We start from the raw sequence: 21,693 nt of genomic DNA, 5'->3' as shown, positions 1-21,693 counted from the left end.
AGAAAGTCCCTGCGCCCTGCAGCCAGCCTCAAAGACTAATGGTTCTGTCCTTAAACAGTTTCCCTCACTGAAACCAGTGATGGCTTGAAGGACCATGCAAAAGTTCAAAATGCACCAGGCTGGCAGGCCTTGACCTGGAGAGCTGGCTGTTCACACCACCACCACTCGCCCGCAGCTTCCTGAATGGACTCGATAAAACCATCGAGACTGCCGGTTTTGGCCACAAAATAATCTGCCCCCAGTGAATAGACACGCTTCACTTCCTCGCCTTTAAACGAGGTGAATACAATCACCGGCATCATTGAATATTCCGGTTTGCCTTTCAGCCATTCCAAAAGTTCGAAGCCATTCATGAAAGGCATCTTCAGATCGGTAAACATCACGCAAGGCAATGGAAAAGCTTCGCGGTCCATGTATTTACCCTTGCCCTCGAGGTAAGCCACGGCTTCCAGACCGTTTTCGACTCGCCGGATCGGATTGGCAATCCGGTTGGAGTGCATTGCCTGATGGAATAACAGCACATCATCCGGATTGTCCTCCACAACCAGTATCGTGCGTTTTGTCATAAAATCAGGATAATTCCTGGTTGCTCGCCGGAAACGGGGTCTTCACCCCAAACCCGCCAATGGAACTCCCAAGCAAGTCTGGATTAATTTAATTCTCCACTGAATTTTCCACGACCGGGATCAACCTCATTGCGGGGTAGCCTAAAACAACAACTTATGAAGACTCGAGATAGAAACTACCTTTTCCTCTTTGCCCTCCCCACCACTTGCTTGGGTACTACGTTAAGCACCTTTTTAAAACCCGAGAGCAGTGTTGCCCGGACATCCGGATGAAGCGAACGCATTTCGCTCAACAAATCGCGTTCCCATTCTTCAATGGGGCGTAAGTCCGAACCTTTCCCCTTTCCTGCTGCATTAGGCAGCGGAGAGATGTCGCCTAGCATGAGCTTGAATAACTTCAAGGTGGTTAAGCTTGGTCGGGTTTCCCCATTCAAATAGCGGGTGATAACTGCCGGTGTTAACTCCAGCTGCCGGGCGCATTCCGATTGAGTCCAACCAGACTTGGCCAGCAATCGTTCGAATTCAATGTTTAAAGGGTCCACAAAATTAATTTGATTAGGTTGCTGTCCCTCTTTACGTATTGAGTTAATCAATAACGTGTTTAAGTAGCTTCATCAGGCGCGCACACTGAAACAAGCGAAAAATGAACCGTGCTTTTGGCCCAGGCCACCTTTGATTTTACCACTCACGGACTGCGACTCAAATTGGCAAATGCTCCATTCGCACTCACCTGTTATCTTCCCCGGTTTCCATCCATGATGACACAACTCAAGCAAGCTGACTAATCAACCAATTCATCAGGTTTTGATGGCGATGGAATTCCCCAAGAAAAAATGGTAGGCGATGAGGGATTCGAACCCCCGACCCACAGCGTGTAAAGCTGCTGCGCTACCACTGCGCCAATCGCCTAACCGGTCATCATATTGTGCGCCGATTTCGTTTGGAAGCAAGCTCAATTGGCAGGCAAAGGAACCTTCACCGCTCACCAAATAATAAAACCAAATGTCTAAGCTCCACCAGAACACCCATCCAAAACACCGGCAGTGCACCTCCTTGAAGGTAAACATATACCATCACAAATCCTCCCGCCACTCGCATCAATGCCAAAACAGCCACTAACCACATTGCCGGCAATCTGTTCGCGGAGCTTAATTTGAGGTATAACACAAAAACTCCAAATAAGACCGTCAAAACGGTGGCAATCTTCGGCTTCCTAAAGAGCCGTATGAAAAAGGCAAATGGCGCAAAACAAAGAAAGAGAGGATCGAACGACAATGTGAATAATCCCATATTCGCCCAAGATTTTAGATCAACGGGATAATCTTTAGGCGTGGTTACCCGCAGCTGCGGATCGACCACTAACATTAGTAAAATCGCCCCCGCCATTCCGGCCAAGCTCGCCAATCCCCACAATTTAAGTGAAGTGGAGGCTTTGAAAACTCCTTCCCCACTGTACCGCTCGTGCCAGCCAAAAACAAAGGACCAGAGCACAAAGGTCGTCCAAAGCAGCATCAGTAGGAAGAACCCCACAGCACCGTTCCTCTCAGTCCAGCTAGCGAGACGCGGATACGCCGCCAATGAAGTTATCATTGCTGCCACTGCAGCCTTGATAAGGACGTTTGTTTGAGCCAATGAGCGCATGCTTGCGCTTCTCCTTCTCATGTTGGTCGGTCGGATTCAAGTCAAACACACGATCATCGTGCAAGAAACCAGTTGAATGTCCTAAGAGTTGCGGCAAACTCCTACCACCCTATATGGATGAAATCGCGAGGTGTTATCAATTGTTGGGCTTGGAGGCCGGAGCATCGCACGAAGAAGTAAAACAGGCGTACCGCGACCTGGTTAAGGTCTGGCATCCAGACCGTTTTTCTCATGACCCCAGGCTGCAGATTGTGGCGCAGGAAAAGTTGAAGGAGATCAATGGTGTTTATCAAATCCTTGAGTCCAGTTTTTTTGAAGCCAGCATCACCCCTGCTCTCGCTGAGGAGATTCCAACAAATCCAGATAATCAACCAACTGAACAGTCAGGTCCAACAGCAGATGGCGACCGACCTAAATCAAAATTCAACAAGTCCGCTTTGATAATTGTTGCCCTAACGGTTCTGGTACTTATTTCAGGGGTAACGCCCTTCATTTGGAAGTTTTACCGAGCTGGAAAAAATCTTTCCAGCCAGCCTTCAACCGCCAGCTCTTCGCCCGAGGTTCCAGTGGAATTAAAGGATGTCGAATTGATTCTTAAGGATGGCTCCGCTATTTACACGGGCAAATGGACAGAAGTCAGCCCGGGAAAAAATAAGAAAGGAAGACAATTTCATTACGCAGGCACAGTCGACGGTCTGCCAACAGCCACCGCCACTTTCGTTCCAAGCATGCCGAAGACTGGCAATTATGATGTCTATGTCTGGTACACCGCAGGTGGCAATCGCTCAAGTTCTGCTGCATTTGAGGTCGTGCACAATGGCGTGACTAACAACGCAACCGTCAATGAGTTGATAAATGGCGGGCGCTGGGAAAAAATCCTTGCGGAAGCGCGCTTTCGCCAGGGCACCAATGGTTTTGTGCGACTGAACAATAATACCGATGAAACCAATCGTATTGTCGTAATACACGCCGTCCGCTTCGTCGCCTCGGACACCCAATAAACACCTTCACCGGCCCAAACCACCGCAAATTGTACAACTCCGGCTTTGGACCGTCTGCCACCAAAATTCTTTGCCACGGAGACCAAGCCGATCAAAATTAGTCCCATTTGTCGGAAACATTTTCCTTCACCTCCATCCTATCACGTCTAAGATAGCTACCGATGAACAACAGCGGCCCCATTGTCTTGAGTGAACTGCTTGCGCCGGAAACGATCAATCTCCAGCTTTCCGGCACTCAGCGTGATCAAGTGTTATCCGAACTCGTCGGCCAAATAAAGGAACTCAACAACCAACCCCAGGCAAGGGAAACACTTTTGCGTGCCTTGGAAGAACGCGAGCAATTGCACAGCACCGGCATCGGTGACGGAGTTGCCTTGCCGCACGCGCGCAACGCCCTGGTCGGTCTGGTGAATCGCCCCATCATGGTTTTTGGCCGCCATCAAACGGGCGTACCTTATGGCGCCATCGATGGCGCGCCAGCAAAGTTGTTCTTTCTATTGATTGCTCCAACAGTCACTCAACATCTATCAATGCTGGCACGCATCAGTCGTGTTCTGCGAGATCCCAAAGTGCGGAGAGGCCTGCTGGCCGCGGATTCGGCTGACAAGGTGATCAAGACCGTAAAGGATGCCGAAGCCAGAATTTGAGAAACTTATCTCAACTCACCGGCAAAGCCTTGCTGCCTGAGTGCCTCAAATAATACAATCGCTGCGCAGTTGGACAAATTGAGCGAACGCGACTCAGCATTGAACATCGGCAGCCTCAACCAACGCTCCGGATTCTCCTTCAGCAACTGTTTCGGCAACCCTGCGGTTTCACGCCCGAAGACCAGGTAATCTTCCGGCAGGTACTGCACTTCGGTGTAGAGCCTGGGCCCGTCTGACTCCACAAACCAAAGCCGGGCATCTGCTGGCAACTGCTCGCAAAAGGTCTTCCAGTTCGCCCATTGGCGCCACTCCACCTGTTGCCAATAATCCATCCCGGCGCGTTTCAGTTGTTTGTCATCCAGCTTGAAACCCAAAGGCTCGATCAGGTGCAACCGGGTTTTGGTGGCGGCGCACAACCGGGCAACGTTTCCAGTGTTTGGTGGAATCTCCGGCTCAACCATTACTATGTTCATGTTCCACCTTCTTTTTCGGCACCGACACTTTGGCCTTTGATTTGTAAAACACTTTCCACAAAACCAATCCATGTGCGGGCGCTGTCATTCCCGCCACTCGCCGATCCCTGGTTTCTAAAATCTTTTTGATGTCCGCCGCCGCTATCTTCCCCTGCCCCACCTGCACCAGCGTGCCAACAATGCCGCGGCACATTTTGTAAAGGAATCCATCGCCTTCGATTATAAATGTCAAAAGCGATCCACTTTTCTTGATATCGCACCGAGCCAAAGTCCGCACCGTGGATTCCACTTCATAGTTGCGACTGGCGGCAAAGGATCTGAAATCGTGTTTGCCCGGAAACAACTTTGCTGCGGACCGCATCGCCTTCAAATCCAGCTCCTTCGGCACCTGCCACGCTTGCTCCCGCAGCAACGGATTCATCGCGGTCTGGTTCCAGACAAAGTAACGATACTGTTTGCCTGCTGCATCAAACCTCGCGTGAAAATCGGCAGCAACTTTTTGCGCAGACATCACCCGAATGTCCTCGGGCAAATGGGCATTGATCGCCAGCGCAAGTTTTTCTGAAGTCATCCGGAATTCTGCCTTGGGAATTTCCATATGGGCCACCATGCCGATGGCATGCACACCAGTATCCGTGCGGCTGGAACTATGGATTCTTCCGACACTTGGAAATAATTTCGTCAGCGCCTCTTCCACCCGTTGTTGAACGCCAATGCCGCTTTTCTGCACCTGCCAGCCGGAATAGTTCTTACCATCATATGCGATGGTCAGTTTGAATTTCAACTTTTCCACGGGCGCGCTGCTCACGTTGCAAAACTATCCAGGTAACTCTGCAACAAAATCGCCGCTGCAGTCTTGTCCACCTTTTCCTTCCGCTTGTCGCGTCGAACATCCGCTTGAATCAAAAAACGGTTCGCCTGTGCCGAAGTCAATCGCTCATCCCACGTCTTGATCGGAATCGCCACCGAATCCTTCAACACAGTCACGAACTCCTGCACCTTCAACGCCGCCGGACCATAACTCCCATCCATATTGCGCGGCATGCCCACCAGCAGCATCTCCACCTGCTTTTCCTGAATGAGTTGCTTCAATCGCACCAGGAAATTCGCGAACGGCTCCGCAAGAACAAATTCCAATGGTTGCGCAATTACTCCCAGTTCATCGCTGATGGCGAGTCCGATCCGCTTTGTTCCGTGATCAATGGCAAGAATTCGTGGCATATCTCATTTTACTTTCCAAAAAGCTCTTCCGCTTTCGCAGGGTTGACGGAGCGCAAAATATTGGTCGCAGCCCAGCGCACCCTGGCGTTGGCGTCCGTCAGATAACCTACCACTGTTTCAGTAGCAGCCGCTGCATTTGTTCCCAGGCGCCTTAACCCATACAAACCCGTTTCCCGGATGGGTGGTGATTCCATAGCCTGTTTCAGCAATGGCACTGCGAACTCGGGCCGGGGTTCAAGATTCCCTGCGAGGTTCGCGGCCTGCGCTTTTATAATGATGTTATTGGTGGATTTGGCAATCTCCAGAAGCACCGGCATCGCAAAGATTCCATTGGTTCCCAAAGAGGCGATGACATTCCATTCTTCGTACCACTTTTGGGGATTAGATGTATCCAACAAGACCGCCAAATGCTTTTCCTTTGGCTCCCGCCCGAGCACGATGAGTGCCGCCATTGCGGAATAACGCGCATGAAAGGCCCTTCGACCTGCTGTTGTCCGGGTCGCGGCTTCAAGCGCCGCAATTGCCGGTTGCGCCCGCTCGCCCAATCGTGCCAAGGCCATCGCCGCTTGCGGCCGTCGATCACGATCACCATCTAACTCATCCGCAGCGGAAACGCCCAGCCCATTCAATGACCGCGCAAAAACCGCCCAAAGCACGGATGGACGCCAGGACACCTCCTGTGCCAGCCATCTTACAGCACGCTGGTCCATCTCTGCGTATACCGCAGATACAGTCTCCGGGCTTTCATTCTTATTCTGCCAGGGCTCGATCCAATAGGAGAGCGGGTGCCCGCGATGCCAAGGCTCCCGCTCACGCACGAAGAAAAAAACTGCCAGCAGGAGCATGCCGGCTCCAACCAACAGATAAATTCTCGTGCGTTTCATGCGAATGTATTTTAGGCGATTTGGCGCATTACCTTGGCTGCGGCGCTCACCGTCTTATCGATGTCCTCCGCCGAATGCGCGGTGGAAATGAAACCAGCTTCAAATTGTGAAGGCGCCAGGTAAACACCCTCCTCCAACATGCCATGGAAATACTTCCCAAACCGCGCGCGATCACTGTGCATCGCATCGGCCAGATTATAAACCGGCTCCTCGGTAAAATAACCACAGAACATCGATCCAATCCTCTGGAATTGCACCGGCACATTCGCCAGCTTCGCCGCATCCTTCATCTCAGCTTCCAACTGCGCGCCTAACGATTCCAGTTTCTCATAGGCATTGCCGCTGAAAAGCTCCTGCAGCGCAGTGATGCCCGCAGCCATGGCCAGCGGATTGCCGCTGAGAGTTCCAGCTTGATACACCGGCCCGAGCGGCGCGAGACAATCCATGATCTCCGCGCGTCCGCCGAAAGCCCCCACTGGCAGACCGCCACCGATGATTTTTCCAAAGCACGTCAAATCCGGCGTAATGCCGTAACGCTCCTGTGCGCCGCCTTTGGCCAGCCGAAATCCAGTCATCACCTCATCAAAAATGAGGACCGCCCCATTTTCCTCCGTAATCTTCCGCAAAAATTCCAAAAAACCCGGCTTCGGCAGATAAAGTCCGGCATTGCCCGGCACCGGCTCCACGATAATTCCCGCCATCTGCCCCTTGTTCGCATCGAACGCCGCCCGCACTGCTGCCTCATCATTGAATGGTACCACCACCGTATGCTGCGTAAACGCCGCCGGCACACCGGCGCTGTCGGGATTCCCAAACGTCAATGCCCCCGACCCCGCCTTCACCAGCAACGAATCCGCATGCCCATGATAGCAGCCGTCAAACTTGATAATCTTATCCCGTTTCGTAAAGCCACGTGCCAAACGGATCGCCGACATCGTCGCTTCCGTTCCCGAATTGCACATCCGCACCTTCTTCACGCTCGGCACATGGTCACAAATCAGCTTGGCCATCGTCACCTCCGCCGGATTCGGAATTCCAAAGCTCGTCCCATGCACCGCCGCTGCCTGCACCGCCTGAATGATCTTCGGATTGGCATGACCCAGAATCGCCGGCCCCCAGGTACCCACGTAATCCACATACTCATTCCCATCCACATCGAAAACATGCGCCCCCAGCGCCCGATTGACAAAGAACGGCTGCCCACCCACGCCTCGAAAAGCCCGCACCGGCGAATTCACCCCGCCGGGGATATACTTCAACGCTTCAGCAAACAATTGTTCCGATTTAATCCGCGAAATCATGGGTAGAAGTTAACTGTTGTAGCCACTGGAAGCCATCTCATAAACAGGCGCAGATGGCGCGGGCAGAGATTTTGGTCTGCCCCAAGGCGTGAGGAGGGAGCATCCCCCATAATGGGGCTGCGACTGACGAACAACGCAGGGGCAGGCCAAAAGATCGCCCGTCTCCCCGTACAGTTTTCCCTTCTTCATTTTATTTGTATCATGTTTCGACGCCGCTGCGCCTGTTTGTGAGATGGCTTCCAAAGCACACGGTTTTTTCATCACATTGCCCCTGCAACTCGCACCGTGTAAATTCTGCTATTTGTTTTTCATTGTTTTGCTTTGTCTCTCATCGCCACGTTCGCACACTCTTCGGCACACATTATACTCCCTATGTATTACCGCAGCATCAATAACTCTCTTCGGCCTTGGTCATTCCCTTGTGCCAAGGGTCTTTGATCACCATCGAGTTCGGTGCTACATTCCGCCCGAGGTCCCCAAAATGATTAAAAAGTTCGAAGCCGGCCGCGAGGCTCGGCAACACGTTCTGGAGGAATTGGATGGTGTCGGTCGTTTCCTGGGCGTGCTGTCGGTGCTTGTCGTTGCGCTCTTGACCGCAGTTCCTGTTCCTGCTTCCAACCTGTCGGACGACTATGCTGAGCAAGCGCTTGAAACCTTGCTGAATCAGACAAATCTGCATCCACGCGCTTTTGTCGAGGACCACAAGCTCCGTATCTATTACACGAACGGCGCCCGGATTTGCATGTTGAAGGCGACTTGGGAACTGCCGCGGGTGACGGCGGAAAAGTTCGTTTACGCCAGCGCCCCCCTTCAAGCCGTCAAGTCCCCAAAACCAATCCCGGACGCGAACTCGCGCTGGCACGAAGTGACCGTGCTGCCACAGGCCGAGTCTGACCGTCTCATTCACAAATTGGCTGATCACCTTGTGCCGGTCGAGCCCGGCCATGGCATCTTCTGTCGATTTGCGCTGGGAGAAGCGATGCTGTATCGCAATGCGCATGGACAGGTCCAGCTCGCTGCCCAGACGAACCAGCCCGTCGACGTCACGATCGACCGGCGATACACCCGGGAGGAGTTTGCTTCCGCCGCGGCCGCGGAACTCGAAACCGATCTGAGAGCCGCTCACCGGGGTCAAACCGCCTTCATGCTGGCCATCGGACACGGCAGCCGGCTGCGCCTCGCGTTCCTCGACCTAGCCCAAAAGCAAGCCGTTGTTCTTTACGTCCCGAGCAAGGCCGATGATCAGGGCCAGACCGCTCCTATCGGCAGCCGGTTTGTGAACCTGACTTCCTTCATCGTAATCGACAACGGAATCGCCTTCCTGAAGAACCCCATTACAAGTTTGGTGCGGGCAGTCAACCAGTCGCTTCAGTGGCCGCAGACCCTGCTGCCTCGTCTGGCGCATCCAAAATCGGAAATCCCGCCCCTGACCCACGCTCCCGGGATGGACCTGACTGCATGGGAACAATGGCTCGACCACCACGCTCACGCACCACGCGAACAAGGCTCGCTGCGGCTGCTCATTGATGGTGATAATTTCTATCCCACTTTCGAGCGCCGGGTGGCGGAAGCGCAGAGCGGCGTTGCTATTCTTGTCTGCATATTTGACCGGGATGACGTCGCCGTGGACATGGCGAACCGGCTGAAGCAGCGATCAACGAACATCCCAGTACGGGTGGTCTTCGATCGTTTGATGTCGCGCGATGCGGCATCGACCCCGCCAGCCACGCCGATGCGCGAAGGGTTCATCCCGCCCAACTCCATTGCGGCCTATCTGCGCCGCGATTCCGTGGTTCGAGTACGCCCGGAGCCGAATCCGGCCTTCACCGTTGACCACATGAAGGTGTACCTCGTGGATGGATGTTACGCTTACATTGGCGGGATGAACCTGGGCCGGGAATACCGCTACGAATGGCACGACCTCATCGCGGAAGTCCAGGGACCGGTCGTGGCCTCTTACCAACGGCAATTCGACAAGAAGTGGGCCCAGGTCGGACCGTGGGGTGACCTTGGTCTGGCCGCAGAGACCATTGGTGGAAAGAAGCCGAACCCGGACCTCGAGCCCAATGCCGGGCTGATCGAACTCCGCCGGCTCTACACGAAAAGCTTCAGCCGCCAGATCCGCAAGACCGAACTGGCCGCGATCAATCGAGCTTCCGGCTACGTTTTTGCCGAAAATCCCTATTTCTATAGCAACGAGTTCCTCAATGCCCTCGTGCGCGCCCCGTCGGCGCGGTGTGGATGTGCGCGTCATTTTGCCCTCCGAAAATGACCTGACCGCCGGACACCGAAGCAACCTGGTGACCGCAAATTATCTCCGGGAGCAAGGCGTTCGTGTCTTTCTTTACCCCGGCATGACGCACGTCAAGGCCCTGCTGGTGGACGGCTGGGCCTGCTTCGGTTCCGCTAACTTTGATGCCCTGAGCCTCAGGCTTAACGGTGAAGACGATCTTGTGACCTCGAATCCAGCCTTCGCCGCCACATTCAAGCACGACGTTTTCGAAACCGACTTCGACCGAGGCCGGGAGCTGCTGGAAGAGTTGCCGGTTGGGTGGAACGACTACCTGGCCGAAGCCCTGCTGAACCTACTTTAGTTGGCTTCGTAATTTACAATTCGACGCGCGCCAGCTTTCCGTCCCATTCATGCAACACGCTGCTTCCTATCCGCCTTCATTTGCGTCCATCTGCGGTGGAACCCATTCCTCCGTCTCAAATAATCTGATATTTCTGCGCAATGAACCGCATCACCCGCCTGCCCTTTTCTTGAGAACCAGCTCGCCAACGATGGCATCGCTCAACCATTTTTCGTAACGGTCGGAACTCCATTTGCGTTCAATCACCAGCATCCGATAAATGTCCCGTCCGGTGAGCGTCCAAAGAATGTCCCTGGCTTCTTTTTCGCCAAGGCCGGGGAGCAATCGTCCAGCTTGAATAAGGAGGGTGATGGTTGGAGCCTGCGCCTCGTACCGTCCGCATTCTTTTTCGCGCTCAATCGCCGCCAGCTCCGGAATCACCACGCCAGCTTTGCGCAGCAGGTCGAACTCCGATCGTTCGGAGTCATAAATGTGCCGGGCAATTCGAGCGGCAAATCGGAGACGCGCCACCGGGTCCACCAGCCCCTCCACCTCACCGATAAGATCCTGATAAGCGGGACCGAAAGCCGCTCGATCAATCAGTTCGGTCAGAATGCGCCGCTTGGAGCCAAATACAGCATAGACAGTGGGCGTTGCCACCCCGGCTTCACGGGCAATGGCTTCAATCGTCGCCGCTTCATAGCCTTCATTCAGGATGAGTTGCCGCGCTGCGGTCGCGATGCGCGCCCGCGTCTCATCGGCCTGTCGCTGCCGAACAAGGGAATAATAGGAACGAACAGTTTTTTTCGCCATTGACGGTATGAAGATATTGAGTATAGTTAACTATAACGAATATATTAAATCATTATTGCTCTAACGAACACACTCTAACCGGAAATCTGAATTATGAACAGCGGAGAACTTGCCCCCAATCAAATGCCCAAGGAAGTTGTTAACTTGCTCTACGCGGAATTCCTGAACGAAGGAAACCAAGCCATTGCGGATCAACTTATTTCATCCGACTTTGCCGGACCGGCCGGAAAGGGACCGGAAAGTTATAAGGCCTCGGTCCTGCCTCTTCGCCAGGCCTTTCCTGACCTGCATTTCAAAATTCAGGATATGGTGGTGGAAGGTTCCCGCGTGGTCGTGCGCTGGACATGGAAGGCAACTCATCGCGGACCGTTTGCGGGTGTTCCTCCGACCGGACGTCAGGTTTCCAACGAAGGAATTGCCATCTACCGGGTTGAGGACGGGAAAATTGCCGAGTCCTGGGCACAAATGGACCGTCTGGGCGTGCTCCAGCAAATCGGGGCTCTGCCGCCGATTGGTCCGGGTGTATCTCCCAATCAATCAAAACCCCAACCCACTGCCTGAAGGAATCGTACCATGAAATTATTTATCCTTGGTGCCACTGGCGGTATTGGTCAGCACCTGTTAAATATTGCACTTGAACGCGGTCACGAAGTGACAGCGTATGTTCGCTCTCCTCAGAGAGTCGCCTCCAGGCACGAACGACTCAAGGTCGTCCAGGGCGATGTCTTCAATGCCGACCAGATGGCACAATCCATGGCCGGCCACGACGCCGTTCTCTCCTCCTTTGGGCCAACAACCGTACGTTCCACGACCCTCCGACGCCGGTTCGGACGGACCTTGGCCGCAGCCATGCGGAAAAGCGGTGTCCTTCGGGCAGAAATTGTGTCTGCGGCATTTCTCTTCCGACATATAGGTGTACTTGGTCGTCTTCTGAAGGCAACTCTGTTTCGTCAGATGATCCCCGACATGAAAGGAATGGAAGATGAAGTTCGTCAAGACGATCTCAACTGGACCATCGTGCGTCCTCCGCGCCTCACCAATGGTCCAGCAAAGCGCACCTTCCGCACTGTAGGTTGGAACCTGCCCAAAGGCGGATTCCTTATCTCACGAGCGGACGTGGCCCACTTCATGATTGGCGAAGCCGAAAAACCATCTCACTTGAAGCAGGTTGTAGGCGTGGCTGACTAGAGCGGACACCTCATTAACTATACCGAATGCCGAAAGAAATTTCCGAATGGCGGGAGGGATTTTGATTTGAGGCAAGGCGGAGGCCGCAGGCGCTATCCTTAGATAGCGACCAGGCCGACAACGCCGCCTCAAATCAAAAGCACCCTGCTCACAATGACTAATGAATTTCCTCATCCCAAGGTCATGGCTTTTCTGGCTCGAATTACATCCGGCTTATTGCCTGCTTTTATTCCGGTTCTTTTTTCCATTTCGGAAATTAATTTTGGCATTCGGCATAACACTCACTTCACCCGCAAAGACTCGGAGCGGCGCGATAGCCTCCTTCGATTGCGAAAAACTCAAGCAAACCAGGCAGTGATATTATGGATTATTTGATATTGAAAACCATTCATCTGACGGGGCTGGCCATGACCTTCATGGGACTGGCAGGTGTTTTGGCGTCGAAAGTCGCCAGTGAAGCTCCATTTAAGAAACGGTGGATTTTTCATGTTTCACACGGAGTAGGCATGCTTATGCTGGTTTTCTCCGGATTCGCCCTGGCCCACCAGTTGGGCGCTTTAAATTCAATACCCGGATGGCTTAGGGGAAAATTCGTAATTTGGTTGCTCGCGGGTGGCGCCATGGCTCTTGCCATCCGCTTCAGCCGGTTCACGGGGCTGGTGCTGATTTTCTTTGCGGGACTTGTCCTCGCCGCCGCATGGCTCAGCATCCAAAAGCCATTTTAACAATCAGTCAAACTTGTTAACCACGCGTCCCTGGGTTCATCTTCGACCACGAAGTTGACCTGCACTTCCACCCCCTCGCAAAAACATTTCGCGACCATTTTTAGCGCATAATTCCTAGATTGCGATGTGGAACTGACTCGTGCTTAAAAGCGGGCAGTAGCCAGCTTTTTCGGCCTTTCAATACTTCCTGCGAGCTTTGAGTCGCCGTCAGCGCGTGATTTATCCTCTTCAACCAGCTACTGAAATCCTCTTGCCATTCGCTTACATTTGTGAATGAATCGCTGCGTTCGCCCCAGAACCATTCACTGAATAAGGGAGGGGTAACCAAAACTGAAAGTTAAACAACCTATATGCGCACCATCAAGCTGCCCGGTTTAATCGTGTTGTCTCTCTCTCTGAGTCTTGTTCATGCTCCCGCCTTTTCCCTGCTCGGACCTTTCGCTCCTTGGATGGACCCGGTTGAATCTTACCATGATGGTACCATTGGCGGCCCTATGAATCTGGGAGAAGAGTACCGCTGGAACGTGCCGGTGGTCACCTATGCTTACGATCAATCATTCGTCCAGTATTTCGGCTCCAATGGCGTGGCCGCTGTCGACAGTGCCATGAAGATTCTCAACGACCTGCCACCAGCCTCCGCCTTGGCCCCGAGCAACTATCCTTTCAGCACTTTGAGAGTAAATTTCGCTGCCCAGAGTTCATCGCTCTTTGATATTAAATCTATAACTCTCAGTCACATGCTGGAACAAATGGGATTGGCCTCTCCCGAACGCTTCGTTTTTTGCCTTCGCAATTATTCAGAAGCAAACAACACCACCAATTATAATGTAATCACCCGAAACTTTGATCCAATCACCACCACCTATTCCAGCAACATTAACAATGTTCTGTATGATTATTATTTCTTCCACTCAGCCAATTCATCCCGGGTGGATGCTGTTGATTTCGCCGTCGATCCCATGGCCGAGGCATTTACCTCAGTCGCCGGCTTTAACTCCGACTATCCCGGTCTGCTCTTCACCGGCCTGACCTTTGATGATGTTGGTGGGTTAAAATACCTGCTGAACACAAACAATTTGAACATGGAAAGTTTGTTGCCTGGTGTTCATGGCTATGGCGCCAATGCTTCCAGTTACGTCAATCAAGCTCTCCGTCCCGGCGTCGATAAAATCACGTTCCAAAAGGTCCGTTACGATGCAGTGTTCCAGCAGATCTTTCCTCCCTTTACCAATCGTTTTACCGACACATTTCTTTCCAATGGCATTTTCGTGCAACAAAGCCTGGAACGTGTGATTACCAAACCAGACATCCTTTTTACTGCCGATTCAGCCGGTTTTGGTTTCGTCTCACGCACTGGAACCACCAACTGGCTAAACAATGGAACACCTGGCCAACACGGTCCGGGCGTCATCCAACCTCCCATTGTGGTCAATTTCAATAGAATCGGCCCAACACTTCAAAACAATGGAACTTACCCGGTGCCTTACACTCCCGAAGAATCAACCTGGGGCACGTTTGACGAATCAACCAACGCTCCTATTTCCTACCCCGCCACCGTTGGCAACACTACCGCCTTCAATTTTAGACTGATAAATAATTCATCCCCGACTCCTTCTGCCAGGGATTCCACCTGGACCTTGTCAGGTCAGCCGAACGACCATTTCCTGCTTCAAACCTCTACCAACCTCCTGGACTGGTCCAGCATCGCCACCATTACCAATCGGGGCGGAACATTCACCTATATCGATACGATTGCTGCAAAGACCTCTCAGCGCTATTTTCGCACAATCCCTCAATGATTTCCTTGAAACAGCCAGAAATCTACCTCAAGTAATTTGATATTTCTGCGCGATGGGAATCCGCCGTCCCACCCCAAACGCCTTGCTCGTCACCTTCAGGCCTGGCGCGGCCTGGCGGCGTTTATACTCATTGAAATCAATCAGCCGGATGACGCGCTTGACCGTCGGTTCTTCGAAACCAAGGGCAATAATTTCGCGCATACCTTTGCCTTGAACCACGTAGGCATCCAAAATCGCATCCAGCACCTCGTACGGCGGCAGTGAATCCTGGTCCGTTTGATTCGGCCGCAATTCCGCCGATGGCGGCTTCGTGATTGTGTCCCTGGGGATAATCTCCTGCTCGCGATTAATCCATTTTGAAATCTGATAGACCATCGTCTTGGGCACATCGCTGATCACTGCCAGTCCACCGCACATGTCGCCGTAAAGCGTACAATAGCCCACCGCCAACTCGCTCTTGTTGCCCGTGGTGAGCAACAGCGCGCCAAACTTGTTCGACATCGCCATCAACGTAACCCCGCGCAGCCGTGCCTGGATATTCTCCTCCGTCGTGTCCTCTTTCAGTCCGGTGAATACCGATGCGAGCTGCTTTTTCACCGCTTCAAATTCAGGTTGTATCGGCACCACATCATACCGAATGCCCAACCGCTCCGCCAAAATCTGCGCATCATCCAGGCTGCCTTGTGACGAATATTGCGAGGGCAGCGAAACCCCGCGCACATGCTCCTTCCCCAGCGCATCCACTGCGATGACCGCCGTCAACGCCGAATCAATGCCACCGCTCAATCCCAGCACCGCGGATTTGAAACCGCATTTGTGCAAATAATCCCGCAACCCGAGCACCAGCGCCTTATAAATAAATTCTTCAGCCGACCATTCCATGCGCGGCACTTCAACGCTGGATTCCGTATCCACCACGAAAAAATCCTCGGCGAACATATCGCCACGTCCGATTAAAGTCCCTTCCGCATTGAATGCCAGACTGCCGCCGTCAAAAATCAATTCATCATTGCCACCGATTTGGTTGCAAAATACCACTGGCCTTTTGGATTTGATCGCCATGCTCCTTAACATGTTGTAGCGCGTTTCCTCTTTGCCGAGGGACCATGGTGACGCCGAAACGTTGAACAAAATTCCAGCTCCGGCACCGGCCAGCTCCATGGGTGGATTATGCCGATACCGCCGCTCCGGCCAGAAATCTTCGTCATTCCAAATATCTTCGCAAATCGTCAAACCCAGTTTCGTTCCGTTAAATTCCACCGGCTGGTTCTCATTTGCCGGCTCGAAGTAACGATCCTCATCAAAGACATCATAGGTAGGCAGCAGGGTTTTGATGCGGGATTCAACGATTTTGCCGTTCTGCAACAAGGCAACGCAGTTGCTCAATTCCTTGCCAGGACGGGTTTTGTTTTCCGTCACGTAGCCCACCAACATTCCCACCTTGCCGGAAACAGCCGCCAGACGATTCAGCACTTCCAGATTCTCTGCGATGAATCTTTTCTTGTGCAACAAGTCACGTGGTGGATAACCGGTAATGGTGAGTTCCGGGAACATCACCAAATCCACCCCTGCCTCCACTGCCCGCTGATATCCCGCGAGAATTTTTGCCTCGTTTCCGGCAAGGTCACCCACGGTGGTATTGATCTGGGCCAAAGCTACTTTCATGCGCGCGCCTTCTACTGCCTCTTGAAACTGAATATCTTATTTAACGGACCATATTCGCTGGTAAGACTGGTGCCAACGCTGACATTATGTCGCTGGAACCATCCTTGCGGTGTCTCTAAAACATATTGGATGTTTTCAGTTGCGGCCACGACTGAATTGGTGTTTCCAGGTTGTAAATCGTGGATTTCCTGAATCACACCATCAGGATCAATGTAAGCTGCGGAAAGAGGAAGAACGGTGTTTTTCATCCAAAAAGAAGCGCGATAAGGCTGCGGAAAGACAAACAGCATGCCCTCATTCTCAGGCATGTTCGTCCGAAACATCATTCCCGTTTGCATCTCAATCGGTTTCAGAGCCAGTTCAGTCGCCATCACATTGGTGCCGATAAACAGATTAATGGTCTGCAGCTTCGGCTGTGGCGCAGAGGGGATTGGAGTTTGGAAGGGGGTGGCAGTTGCAGCAGTATTGGCTGCCGGCTTGTTACAGCCATGGATACCAATGAACGCAACCACTACCAGAACAAACAGAAAAATCCGTTTCATGGTGCAACAGTGCGGGAAGAATTCACTCTTTTCAACCCTCTTTGAGGCCCATCAGCCGGAATGATTCGGATGAATTGAGAGTTGAGGTTCTCCGAGTCGTTGATTATTTTTATGCGTCATGCAGTACGTCTCCATCGCGCCAACGCCGCCGCTTGCAGAGTTCATCGAGCGATTCTGGTATTCCAGCGACGCCCCAACCCATCAAAAGGTGCGGATCGTGCCGAGCGGAACAATTGAGTTGGTGTTCAACCTCGACGAGGACGATCTGGGATTCTATGACACGGAGCAATCCGGGAGCTGCAAAGGTTTTTCAGGCGCAGTCTTTTCAGGGGCGCACGCGCGGCCGCTTTTCGTTGATACGCGGGAGCACGTCATGGGCGTGCATTTCAAACCCGGCGGCGCTTTTCGCTTCCTGGGCGTTCCGGCAAGTGAACTCGCCGATACTCATGTGGATTTGGAAGTGCTTTGGGGAAGATCTACGAAGGATTTGCGCGAACAACTCTGCGCGGCTGCGAATCCAGCCGGGCGGTTCCGCCTTTTGGAAAGGGCCCTCGTCGCTCGTTTGGAGAACACGTTGGAAGAACATCGAGCAGTTCGGGCCGCCCTGAACATCTTTGGACGGGATGCGGGCGAAGCGAGGACTCGAGACCTTGCCGCGCATCTCGGGCTGAGCCAGCGGCATTTTATCAAGGTATTCTCCAATCAGGTCGGCGTTACACCGAAACAGTTCGGTCGTGTGCAACGTTTTCAACGCGCCCTTGACCTGACGCGAAGCAGTTCCACGCCCGACTGGGCAGATATTGCAGCGGCGTGCGGCTACTTTGACCAGTCGCATCTCATCCATGACTTTCAGACTCTCTCAGGTCTCAGCCCCACCGAATTCCTCCGTCAACGCAGCGAGCACCTTTTGACGCGCCCTCCTATCGCCGAATAGGTCAATTTTTTCCAATACGGAACTCACCGGCTGTTGAATAATGGGCGACGGTCAAAACAAAACCTATGAAACGATTTTGCTTTCTTGTTCTCGCCGCCTTGGCTGCGGCCGCCCTATTCGCGGGGCTTGTGCATGCCGCACTGGTGACCGCGCACGTTTCCGAGCCAGCCGCCACCACGGTTTACGGCCTGACACCCCGGCGACTCTGGGCCACCACAGTCGCTGTGCTGGCGCTGGTCGGCGTGGTCATCGGTGGGCTGGCTCTGGCCCGCCCCGCCGGTCGTTTCGGCACCGCTTCCGGGCGACTCGGAGCCATCGTGGCCCTGGTAGCGGGGCTAATCGCCATGATCAACGGCGGGCTGAATTTGGCCCTCGCCACCGGTGGTCCCGGCACTGGCAACGGAGTAGTCGGTGGCGCCGTGGCGGTGGTGTTGGGGCTGATCGGCATGGTCCTCGGTGGGCTGGCTCTGGCCCGTTCCTGCAGCCCCGGCTGACCCAAGGGCAATGCCCGTGTTGTGACGAACCCTCGTCTCTCCAAACAGATCAATTTTTTCCAATTCGGGAATTGCAGCTTGATGAACAATCCGCGGCAAATGAAATTAATGAAATATGCCATTGTTCTTATTGCACTTGGAGTCGCAAAAAGCTGCTTTGCTGCTGATCCTGCTGATACCGTTCAAACCACAAACCGACCTGCTATGAGCCAAACAAATTCGAACGTCGTCAGCGTGCGCTACATGATTGACGATGTGGAAGCAGCCGTCGCGTTTTACACCAACCACCTGGGCTTTCGTCTGGAGACAGATGCATCTCCGGCGTTTGCTTCGGTCGTTCGTGGAAACTTGCGCCTCTTGTTGGGAGGCGCGAAGAGCTCCGGTCGTCAACCATTGGCTGACGGGACGAAGCCCGTTCCGGGCGGTTGGAATCGGATTCTGTTGGAAGTATCGGACATCAATGCGGAAGCCGCACGGCTTCGCGCCGCAGGTGTGAAGTTTCGACGCGAGGACATCGTGAGTGGTCCTGGCGGGTCGCAGATTTGGGTCGTTGATCCGTCTGGCAACCTGGTCGAGCTGTTTCAACCGAAGTAGCCGCTCAGTTTCCTTTTGGAGAATCGGACCGATGTTGCGAGAGGCGCGTGTCGACAGACAGGACTATTGGCCAATTGTGAAAGGGTTTTCTGCAACTTAGTTAAAGCATTCAGGTGATTTGGAGTCCATAACTCCTTGCTTCCGCAAGCGTGTTGCGGCTTGAGAGCGACAGAAGCACCGATAAATAGTGAACAATTTTGACGAGTTAGAGCGAATCCACCCTGTAAATACAAGGGGTTTTTTGCTATTTTCATTGTGTTTAGTTCGGGTTTACTGACCGTGTCCACTAGTGGTTAAACTGCGTTTTTCCAGATCAGAACTTCACAAACCATTTGCGGCGGCACATGATATAGGCCACGAGATAGAGTCCGAATACATAAACCAATGCCCAGCTCAAAGAGCAGATCTTCGGACCAAAGCCCAGGTGTGAAAGAGGTGCATTGAAACAAGTTTCGAACAAATAGCCTTTCAGGGTGACTACCTTCCCGGCGGCATCGGTTACTTTCTTCTCAATTGAAATTCTTCCCAGCACTCCAGCGAGCATGAACACAGTAATTGCATTCATCCCATAAATGGCGAACGGCTTGGCCCATTTCTGACAGCCCTTCACATCCACCAACCAATAAAATACCGCAAACACATTCATGGCCATTCCCGCCATGAAGACCGAGTAGGAACTCGTCCACAAATTCTTGTTGATGGGCAACCAGATATTCATGACCGCGCCCGCCAGGATCAGCAGGATCCCACTCACGAAGACCCAGGTGGTCTTCTGTTCCACGCTTCGCTTGATAAGCAGGAGTTGTCCGGTGAGGATGCCAAAAAGACAGGTCGCAATCGCGGGAATCGTGCTGATCACACCTTCGGGGTCCCATGGCGCCCCATGCCATGTATGCCTGCCCAAAACATTTCCATCAACATAAGCCGAGAAGTTTCCTTCGGGCGTCAACACCCCTGCTCCATGCCCTGGAACTGGCACGCACTTCATCAAAACCCAATAAGCTGCCAGCAAGCCAATCAACCAGGCAATCTGCCCCCGCAATTTCGTCGTCAGATAAATCGTGCTCGCAATCAGGTAGCAAACGGCGATGCGCTGCAACACGCCGGGAATACGAATTGTGCCGCAGATCTCATTGAACCACGGACCAAACCCACCCAATCGCCCATAGGACCCGTTGATCAGAAAGGAAAAGAAAGCGAGAAACAGTCCCAATCCAAAAATAATCGCCGCCCGACGAACCACGTGCAGCCAGAGATTGGTCCTGCTCGCACCGCCATCCAACCGCTTTTGTGTCGATAATGGAATCGCCACTCCCACAATCCACAAAAAGAAGGGAAAAATCAGATCAGTAAAAGTCCAGCCATTCCACTCCGCGTGGTCGAGTTGCCGGTATATCGAATCCCATGAACCCGGGTTATTCACCAGCATCATCGAAGCGATTGTTGCCCCGCGAAAAACATCCAGGGACATCAATCTCGCACTGCCAGGCGCCGTGACTTTTGCCGCCACTGGTTTGGTTATGGTATCTTGCAAGGCTCCCATCATAGGAACAGGCAGGGACTGAATCAAAACTTTCTTTCGAACCACCACACCTGCCGGCAGTTGAAAACGGCATATCTGTACAAAAAGAAACGCTCTGGCGTCCCGTGGGCGGTTGACACCAGAGCGTTGCAAAAGCTAAAGCTTGGTCGTGCGGCGCAAAATATCGCAAAGCACTTTGGCGGGTGACTGCGTCGCATCAATCGGATGCACCAGTTCCTTGCCATAAAAGCTCAGCAAAGGTTTGGTTTCCTTCACGTAGGTCTTCAACCTGTGCTGAATCACATCCATGTTGGCGTCGTCGAGCCGGTTTTCCCGCAAAGCCCGGCGTTGGATGCGATACACAAGTTTTTTCAAATTCGGGCAGCTCAAAAAGAAAATTGCTTTCACATCCAGGGTATCCTTCAGCATTTCCGCCTGATGCATGTTCCGGGGAATCCCATCGAGTATGAGCGTGTCAGTCTCAGGATGAAAGCGCCCGGCCTGGGTGGAATTGCGAATCGATTGTTGCCACATTTCCACCGTGGTCTCATCAGGCACCAGTTCACCGCGACTGGAATACTCGAGGAAAATTTTCCCAATGATGCTATCCGGCTTCATGCTTCGGAACACATCGCCGCAGGCACAATGGAAAAAATTGGGGATGTTGCCAATAATTTTACCCTGTGTTCCCTTACCCGCGCCCGGAGCGCCAAACAAAAGGATGGTACGATACTTCATAGTAATTAGATTGATTTCGCAGTTCGTAGTTCAATGGTTTCCGGCAAGGCATCAAACTGCATGGAGGCTCCATTTCGCGCGAACGGTTGCTGTGGCAGATGTTTCGCACAAGTGCATGCGGGACAGCAAGCTTGTATTTCCTTTCTCACTGGGGTCTATTCCCCATTGCCTCATATTTCCAAAATCCACTTTCTGACCCTGCAAACTCCTGGTTTTATACCGAATGCCGAAAGAAATTTCCGAATGGCAGGAGGGATTTTGATTTGAGGCAAGGCCGACAATGCCGCCTCAAACCAAAAGCACCCTGCTCCCAATGACTAACGAAATTTTTCATTCCCAAGGCCATGGTTTTGCAGTCTGTATTTTCCTCAA

25 protein-coding genes and 1 tRNA gene are annotated in these 21,693 nt (G+C 52.9%); 11 read left to right on the top strand and 15 right to left on the bottom strand.

The window, feature by feature from the left end; all coding sequences use genetic code 11:
• Positions 1-104 precede the first annotated feature (104 nt).
• The 4 genes from CFLAV_RS06205 to CFLAV_RS06190 all read right to left on the bottom strand — a co-directional run bounded on the left by CFLAV_RS06205 (position 105) and on the right by CFLAV_RS06190 (position 1,970).
• Complete coding sequence (locus tag CFLAV_RS06205; protein ID WP_007413805.1) at positions 105-566, bottom strand: response regulator; 462 nt, start codon at positions 564-566, stop codon at positions 105-107.
• A 176-nt stretch (positions 567-742) separates the two neighbouring features.
• Positions 743-1,108: a helix-turn-helix domain-containing protein gene (locus CFLAV_RS37825; protein ID WP_007413804.1), complete on the bottom strand. Its 366-nt coding sequence runs from the start codon at positions 1,106-1,108 to the stop codon at positions 743-745.
• 292 nt (positions 1,109-1,400) lie between these two features.
• Positions 1,401-1,475: transfer RNA gene (locus tag CFLAV_RS06195), tRNA-Val, on the bottom strand.
• 66 nt (positions 1,476-1,541) lie between these two features.
• Positions 1,542-1,970 (bottom strand): hypothetical protein, encoded by a 429-nt coding sequence (locus CFLAV_RS06190; protein ID WP_160164506.1) that lies wholly within the window; start codon positions 1,968-1,970, stop codon positions 1,542-1,544.
• A 350-nt stretch (positions 1,971-2,320) separates the two neighbouring features.
• On the opposite strand from CFLAV_RS06190, the gene CFLAV_RS31925 reads away from it, so the two are divergent.
• A complete protein-coding gene (locus CFLAV_RS31925; RefSeq protein ID WP_007413802.1) occupies positions 2,321-3,208 on the top strand; it encodes a golvesin C-terminal-like domain-containing protein in 888 nt (295 codons plus the stop codon).
• A 161-nt stretch (positions 3,209-3,369) separates the two neighbouring features.
• The gene (locus tag CFLAV_RS06180; protein WP_007413801.1) at positions 3,370-3,855 is read left to right on the top strand and encodes a PTS sugar transporter subunit IIA; all 486 of its coding nucleotides are present in this window, start codon (positions 3,370-3,372) and stop codon (positions 3,853-3,855) included.
• A gap of 5 nt (positions 3,856-3,860) precedes the next feature.
• Here CFLAV_RS06180 and CFLAV_RS06175 read toward each other — a convergent pair whose 3' ends face one another.
• The 6 genes from CFLAV_RS06175 to CFLAV_RS34745 are packed head-to-tail and all read right to left on the bottom strand — an operon-like array spanning position 3,861 to position 7,995.
• Positions 3,861-4,328: a tRNA (cytidine(34)-2'-O)-methyltransferase gene (locus CFLAV_RS06175; protein ID WP_007413800.1), complete on the bottom strand. Its 468-nt coding sequence runs from the start codon at positions 4,326-4,328 to the stop codon at positions 3,861-3,863.
• Complete coding sequence (truA, locus tag CFLAV_RS06170; protein ID WP_150107300.1) at positions 4,309-5,136, bottom strand: tRNA pseudouridine(38-40) synthase TruA; 828 nt, start codon at positions 5,134-5,136, stop codon at positions 4,309-4,311. Before truA ends, CFLAV_RS06175 begins: the two co-directional genes overlap by 20 nt.
• Positions 5,133-5,549 (bottom strand): Holliday junction resolvase RuvX, encoded by a 417-nt coding sequence (gene ruvX / locus CFLAV_RS06165; RefSeq protein ID WP_007413798.1) that lies wholly within the window; start codon positions 5,547-5,549, stop codon positions 5,133-5,135. Before ruvX ends, truA begins: the two co-directional genes overlap by 4 nt.
• 8 nt (positions 5,550-5,557) lie before the next feature.
• Entirely contained in the window at positions 5,558-6,433 is an 876-nt protein-coding gene (locus CFLAV_RS06160) for a HEAT repeat domain-containing protein (RefSeq protein WP_007413797.1), read from the bottom strand.
• 11 nt (positions 6,434-6,444) lie between these two features.
• On the bottom strand, positions 6,445-7,734 hold the full coding sequence (gene hemL / locus CFLAV_RS06155; RefSeq protein ID WP_007413796.1) for a glutamate-1-semialdehyde 2,1-aminomutase: 1,290 nt from the start codon (positions 7,732-7,734) through the stop codon (positions 6,445-6,447).
• A 9-nt stretch (positions 7,735-7,743) separates the two neighbouring features.
• Complete coding sequence (locus tag CFLAV_RS34745) at positions 7,744-7,995, bottom strand: hypothetical protein (RefSeq protein WP_007413795.1); 252 nt, start codon at positions 7,993-7,995, stop codon at positions 7,744-7,746.
• Positions 7,996-8,215: 220 nt separating this feature from the next.
• Here CFLAV_RS34745 and CFLAV_RS31920 point away from each other — a divergent pair, with 220 nt between their 5' ends.
• Positions 8,216-10,006, top strand: a complete 1,791-nt coding sequence (locus CFLAV_RS31920; protein ID WP_007413794.1) for a phospholipase D-like domain-containing protein — start codon at positions 8,216-8,218, stop codon at positions 10,004-10,006.
• The gene (locus tag CFLAV_RS06140; RefSeq protein WP_160164505.1) at positions 9,990-10,328 is read left to right on the top strand and encodes a phospholipase D-like domain-containing protein; all 339 of its coding nucleotides are present in this window, start codon (positions 9,990-9,992) and stop codon (positions 10,326-10,328) included. Before CFLAV_RS31920 ends, CFLAV_RS06140 begins: the two co-directional genes overlap by 17 nt.
• Before the next feature lie 150 nt (positions 10,329-10,478).
• Here CFLAV_RS06140 and CFLAV_RS06135 read toward each other — a convergent pair whose 3' ends face one another.
• A complete protein-coding gene (locus CFLAV_RS06135; protein ID WP_007413792.1) occupies positions 10,479-11,120 on the bottom strand; it encodes a TetR/AcrR family transcriptional regulator in 642 nt (213 codons plus the stop codon).
• 93 nt (positions 11,121-11,213) lie between these two features.
• Between CFLAV_RS06135 and CFLAV_RS06130 the strand changes: the two genes are divergently transcribed.
• The 4 genes from CFLAV_RS06130 (at position 11,214) to CFLAV_RS06110 (ending at position 14,832) form a co-directional block, all read left to right on the top strand.
• Entirely contained in the window at positions 11,214-11,681 is a 468-nt protein-coding gene (locus CFLAV_RS06130; protein WP_007413791.1) for an ester cyclase, read from the top strand.
• Between the two features lie 12 nt (positions 11,682-11,693).
• Positions 11,694-12,308, top strand: a complete 615-nt coding sequence (locus CFLAV_RS06125) for an NAD(P)-dependent oxidoreductase (RefSeq protein ID WP_007413790.1) — start codon at positions 11,694-11,696, stop codon at positions 12,306-12,308.
• 362 nt (positions 12,309-12,670) lie between these two features.
• Entirely contained in the window at positions 12,671-13,033 is a 363-nt protein-coding gene (locus CFLAV_RS06115; RefSeq protein WP_007413788.1) for a SirB2 family protein, read from the top strand.
• Positions 13,034-13,383: 350 nt separating this feature from the next.
• Positions 13,384-14,832 (top strand): hypothetical protein, encoded by a 1,449-nt coding sequence (locus CFLAV_RS06110; protein ID WP_007413787.1) that lies wholly within the window; start codon positions 13,384-13,386, stop codon positions 14,830-14,832.
• A gap of 27 nt (positions 14,833-14,859) precedes the next feature.
• Here CFLAV_RS06110 and CFLAV_RS06105 read toward each other — a convergent pair whose 3' ends face one another.
• Together CFLAV_RS06105 and CFLAV_RS06100 are read right to left on the bottom strand one after the other, a co-directional pair.
• Positions 14,860-16,497 carry an NAD+ synthase gene (locus CFLAV_RS06105; protein WP_007413786.1) on the bottom strand — a complete coding sequence of 546 codons (1,638 nt, stop codon included), beginning with the start codon at positions 16,495-16,497 and terminating at the stop codon, positions 14,860-14,862.
• An 11-nt stretch (positions 16,498-16,508) separates the two neighbouring features.
• Positions 16,509-17,039, bottom strand: coding sequence for a DUF192 domain-containing protein (locus CFLAV_RS06100; RefSeq protein WP_007413785.1), 531 nt, complete (start codon positions 17,037-17,039; stop codon positions 16,509-16,511).
• 118 nt (positions 17,040-17,157) lie between these two features.
• Between CFLAV_RS06100 and CFLAV_RS06095 the strand changes: the two genes are divergently transcribed.
• From CFLAV_RS06095 to CFLAV_RS06085, 3 genes are all read left to right on the top strand, one after another.
• Positions 17,158-17,973, top strand: a complete 816-nt coding sequence (locus CFLAV_RS06095) for a helix-turn-helix domain-containing protein (RefSeq protein WP_007413784.1) — start codon at positions 17,158-17,160, stop codon at positions 17,971-17,973.
• A gap of 65 nt (positions 17,974-18,038) precedes the next feature.
• Positions 18,039-18,467: a DUF6223 family protein gene (locus CFLAV_RS06090; protein ID WP_007413783.1), complete on the top strand. Its 429-nt coding sequence runs from the start codon at positions 18,039-18,041 to the stop codon at positions 18,465-18,467.
• A 204-nt stretch (positions 18,468-18,671) separates the two neighbouring features.
• Positions 18,672-19,061, top strand: a complete 390-nt coding sequence (locus CFLAV_RS06085) for a VOC family protein (RefSeq protein WP_040547315.1) — start codon at positions 18,672-18,674, stop codon at positions 19,059-19,061.
• Positions 19,062-19,374: 313 nt separating this feature from the next.
• Here the strand turns inward: CFLAV_RS06085 and CFLAV_RS06080 are convergent, their stop codons facing one another.
• Positions 19,375-20,595, bottom strand: a complete 1,221-nt coding sequence (locus tag CFLAV_RS06080) for an acyltransferase family protein (protein ID WP_202796852.1) — start codon at positions 20,593-20,595, stop codon at positions 19,375-19,377.
• Positions 20,596-20,739: 144 nt separating this feature from the next.
• On the bottom strand, positions 20,740-21,321 hold the full coding sequence (locus CFLAV_RS06075; protein ID WP_007413780.1) for an adenylate kinase family protein: 582 nt from the start codon (positions 21,319-21,321) through the stop codon (positions 20,740-20,742).
• Positions 21,322-21,693 lie beyond the last annotated feature (372 nt).

Source organism: Pedosphaera parvula Ellin514 (genome assembly GCF_000172555.1).
Lineage (GTDB): Bacteria > Verrucomicrobiota > Verrucomicrobiia > Limisphaerales > Pedosphaeraceae > Pedosphaera.
Note: the sequence above shows the minus strand (reverse complement) of the source record. Positions and strands in the feature narration are given on the sequence as shown.

Bases quoted from the DNA above. Each gene is read 5' to 3' on its own strand.
- CFLAV_RS34745 (WP_007413795.1), bottom strand. From the start codon at position 7,995: ATGAAAAAACCGTGTGCTTTGGAAGCCATCTCACAAACAGGCGCAGCG.
- CFLAV_RS31920 (WP_007413794.1), top strand. From the start codon at position 8,216: ATGATTAAAAAGTTCGAAGCCGGCCGCGAGGCTCGGCAACACGTTCTG.
- ruvX (WP_007413798.1), bottom strand. From the start codon at position 5,549: ATGCCACGAATTCTTGCCATTGATCACGGAACAAAGCGGATCGGACTC.
- CFLAV_RS06110 (WP_007413787.1), top strand. From the start codon at position 13,384: ATGCGCACCATCAAGCTGCCCGGTTTAATCGTGTTGTCTCTCTCTCTG.
- CFLAV_RS06075 (WP_007413780.1), bottom strand. From the start codon at position 21,321: ATGAAGTATCGTACCATCCTTTTGTTTGGCGCTCCGGGCGCGGGTAAG.
- CFLAV_RS06205 (WP_007413805.1), bottom strand. From the start codon at position 566: ATGACAAAACGCACGATACTGGTTGTGGAGGACAATCCGGATGATGTG.
- CFLAV_RS06160 (WP_007413797.1), bottom strand. From the start codon at position 6,433: ATGAAACGCACGAGAATTTATCTGTTGGTTGGAGCCGGCATGCTCCTG.
- CFLAV_RS06125 (WP_007413790.1), top strand. From the start codon at position 11,694: ATGAAATTATTTATCCTTGGTGCCACTGGCGGTATTGGTCAGCACCTG.
- CFLAV_RS06130 (WP_007413791.1), top strand. From the start codon at position 11,214: ATGAACAGCGGAGAACTTGCCCCCAATCAAATGCCCAAGGAAGTTGTT.
- CFLAV_RS06135 (WP_007413792.1), bottom strand. From the start codon at position 11,120: ATGGCGAAAAAAACTGTTCGTTCCTATTATTCCCTTGTTCGGCAGCGA.
- CFLAV_RS06180 (WP_007413801.1), top strand. From the start codon at position 3,370: ATGAACAACAGCGGCCCCATTGTCTTGAGTGAACTGCTTGCGCCGGAA.
- CFLAV_RS06115 (WP_007413788.1), top strand. From the start codon at position 12,671: ATGGATTATTTGATATTGAAAACCATTCATCTGACGGGGCTGGCCATG.
- CFLAV_RS06175 (WP_007413800.1), bottom strand. From the start codon at position 4,328: ATGAACATAGTAATGGTTGAGCCGGAGATTCCACCAAACACTGGAAAC.
- CFLAV_RS06085 (WP_040547315.1), top strand. From the start codon at position 18,672: ATGAGCCAAACAAATTCGAACGTCGTCAGCGTGCGCTACATGATTGAC.
- CFLAV_RS06100 (WP_007413785.1), bottom strand. From the start codon at position 17,039: ATGAAACGGATTTTTCTGTTTGTTCTGGTAGTGGTTGCGTTCATTGGT.
- hemL (WP_007413796.1), bottom strand. From the start codon at position 7,734: ATGATTTCGCGGATTAAATCGGAACAATTGTTTGCTGAAGCGTTGAAG.
- CFLAV_RS06105 (WP_007413786.1), bottom strand. From the start codon at position 16,497: ATGAAAGTAGCTTTGGCCCAGATCAATACCACCGTGGGTGACCTTGCC.
- CFLAV_RS31925 (WP_007413802.1), top strand. From the start codon at position 2,321: ATGGATGAAATCGCGAGGTGTTATCAATTGTTGGGCTTGGAGGCCGGA.
- CFLAV_RS06090 (WP_007413783.1), top strand. From the start codon at position 18,039: ATGAAACGATTTTGCTTTCTTGTTCTCGCCGCCTTGGCTGCGGCCGCC.
- CFLAV_RS06095 (WP_007413784.1), top strand. From the start codon at position 17,158: ATGCAGTACGTCTCCATCGCGCCAACGCCGCCGCTTGCAGAGTTCATC.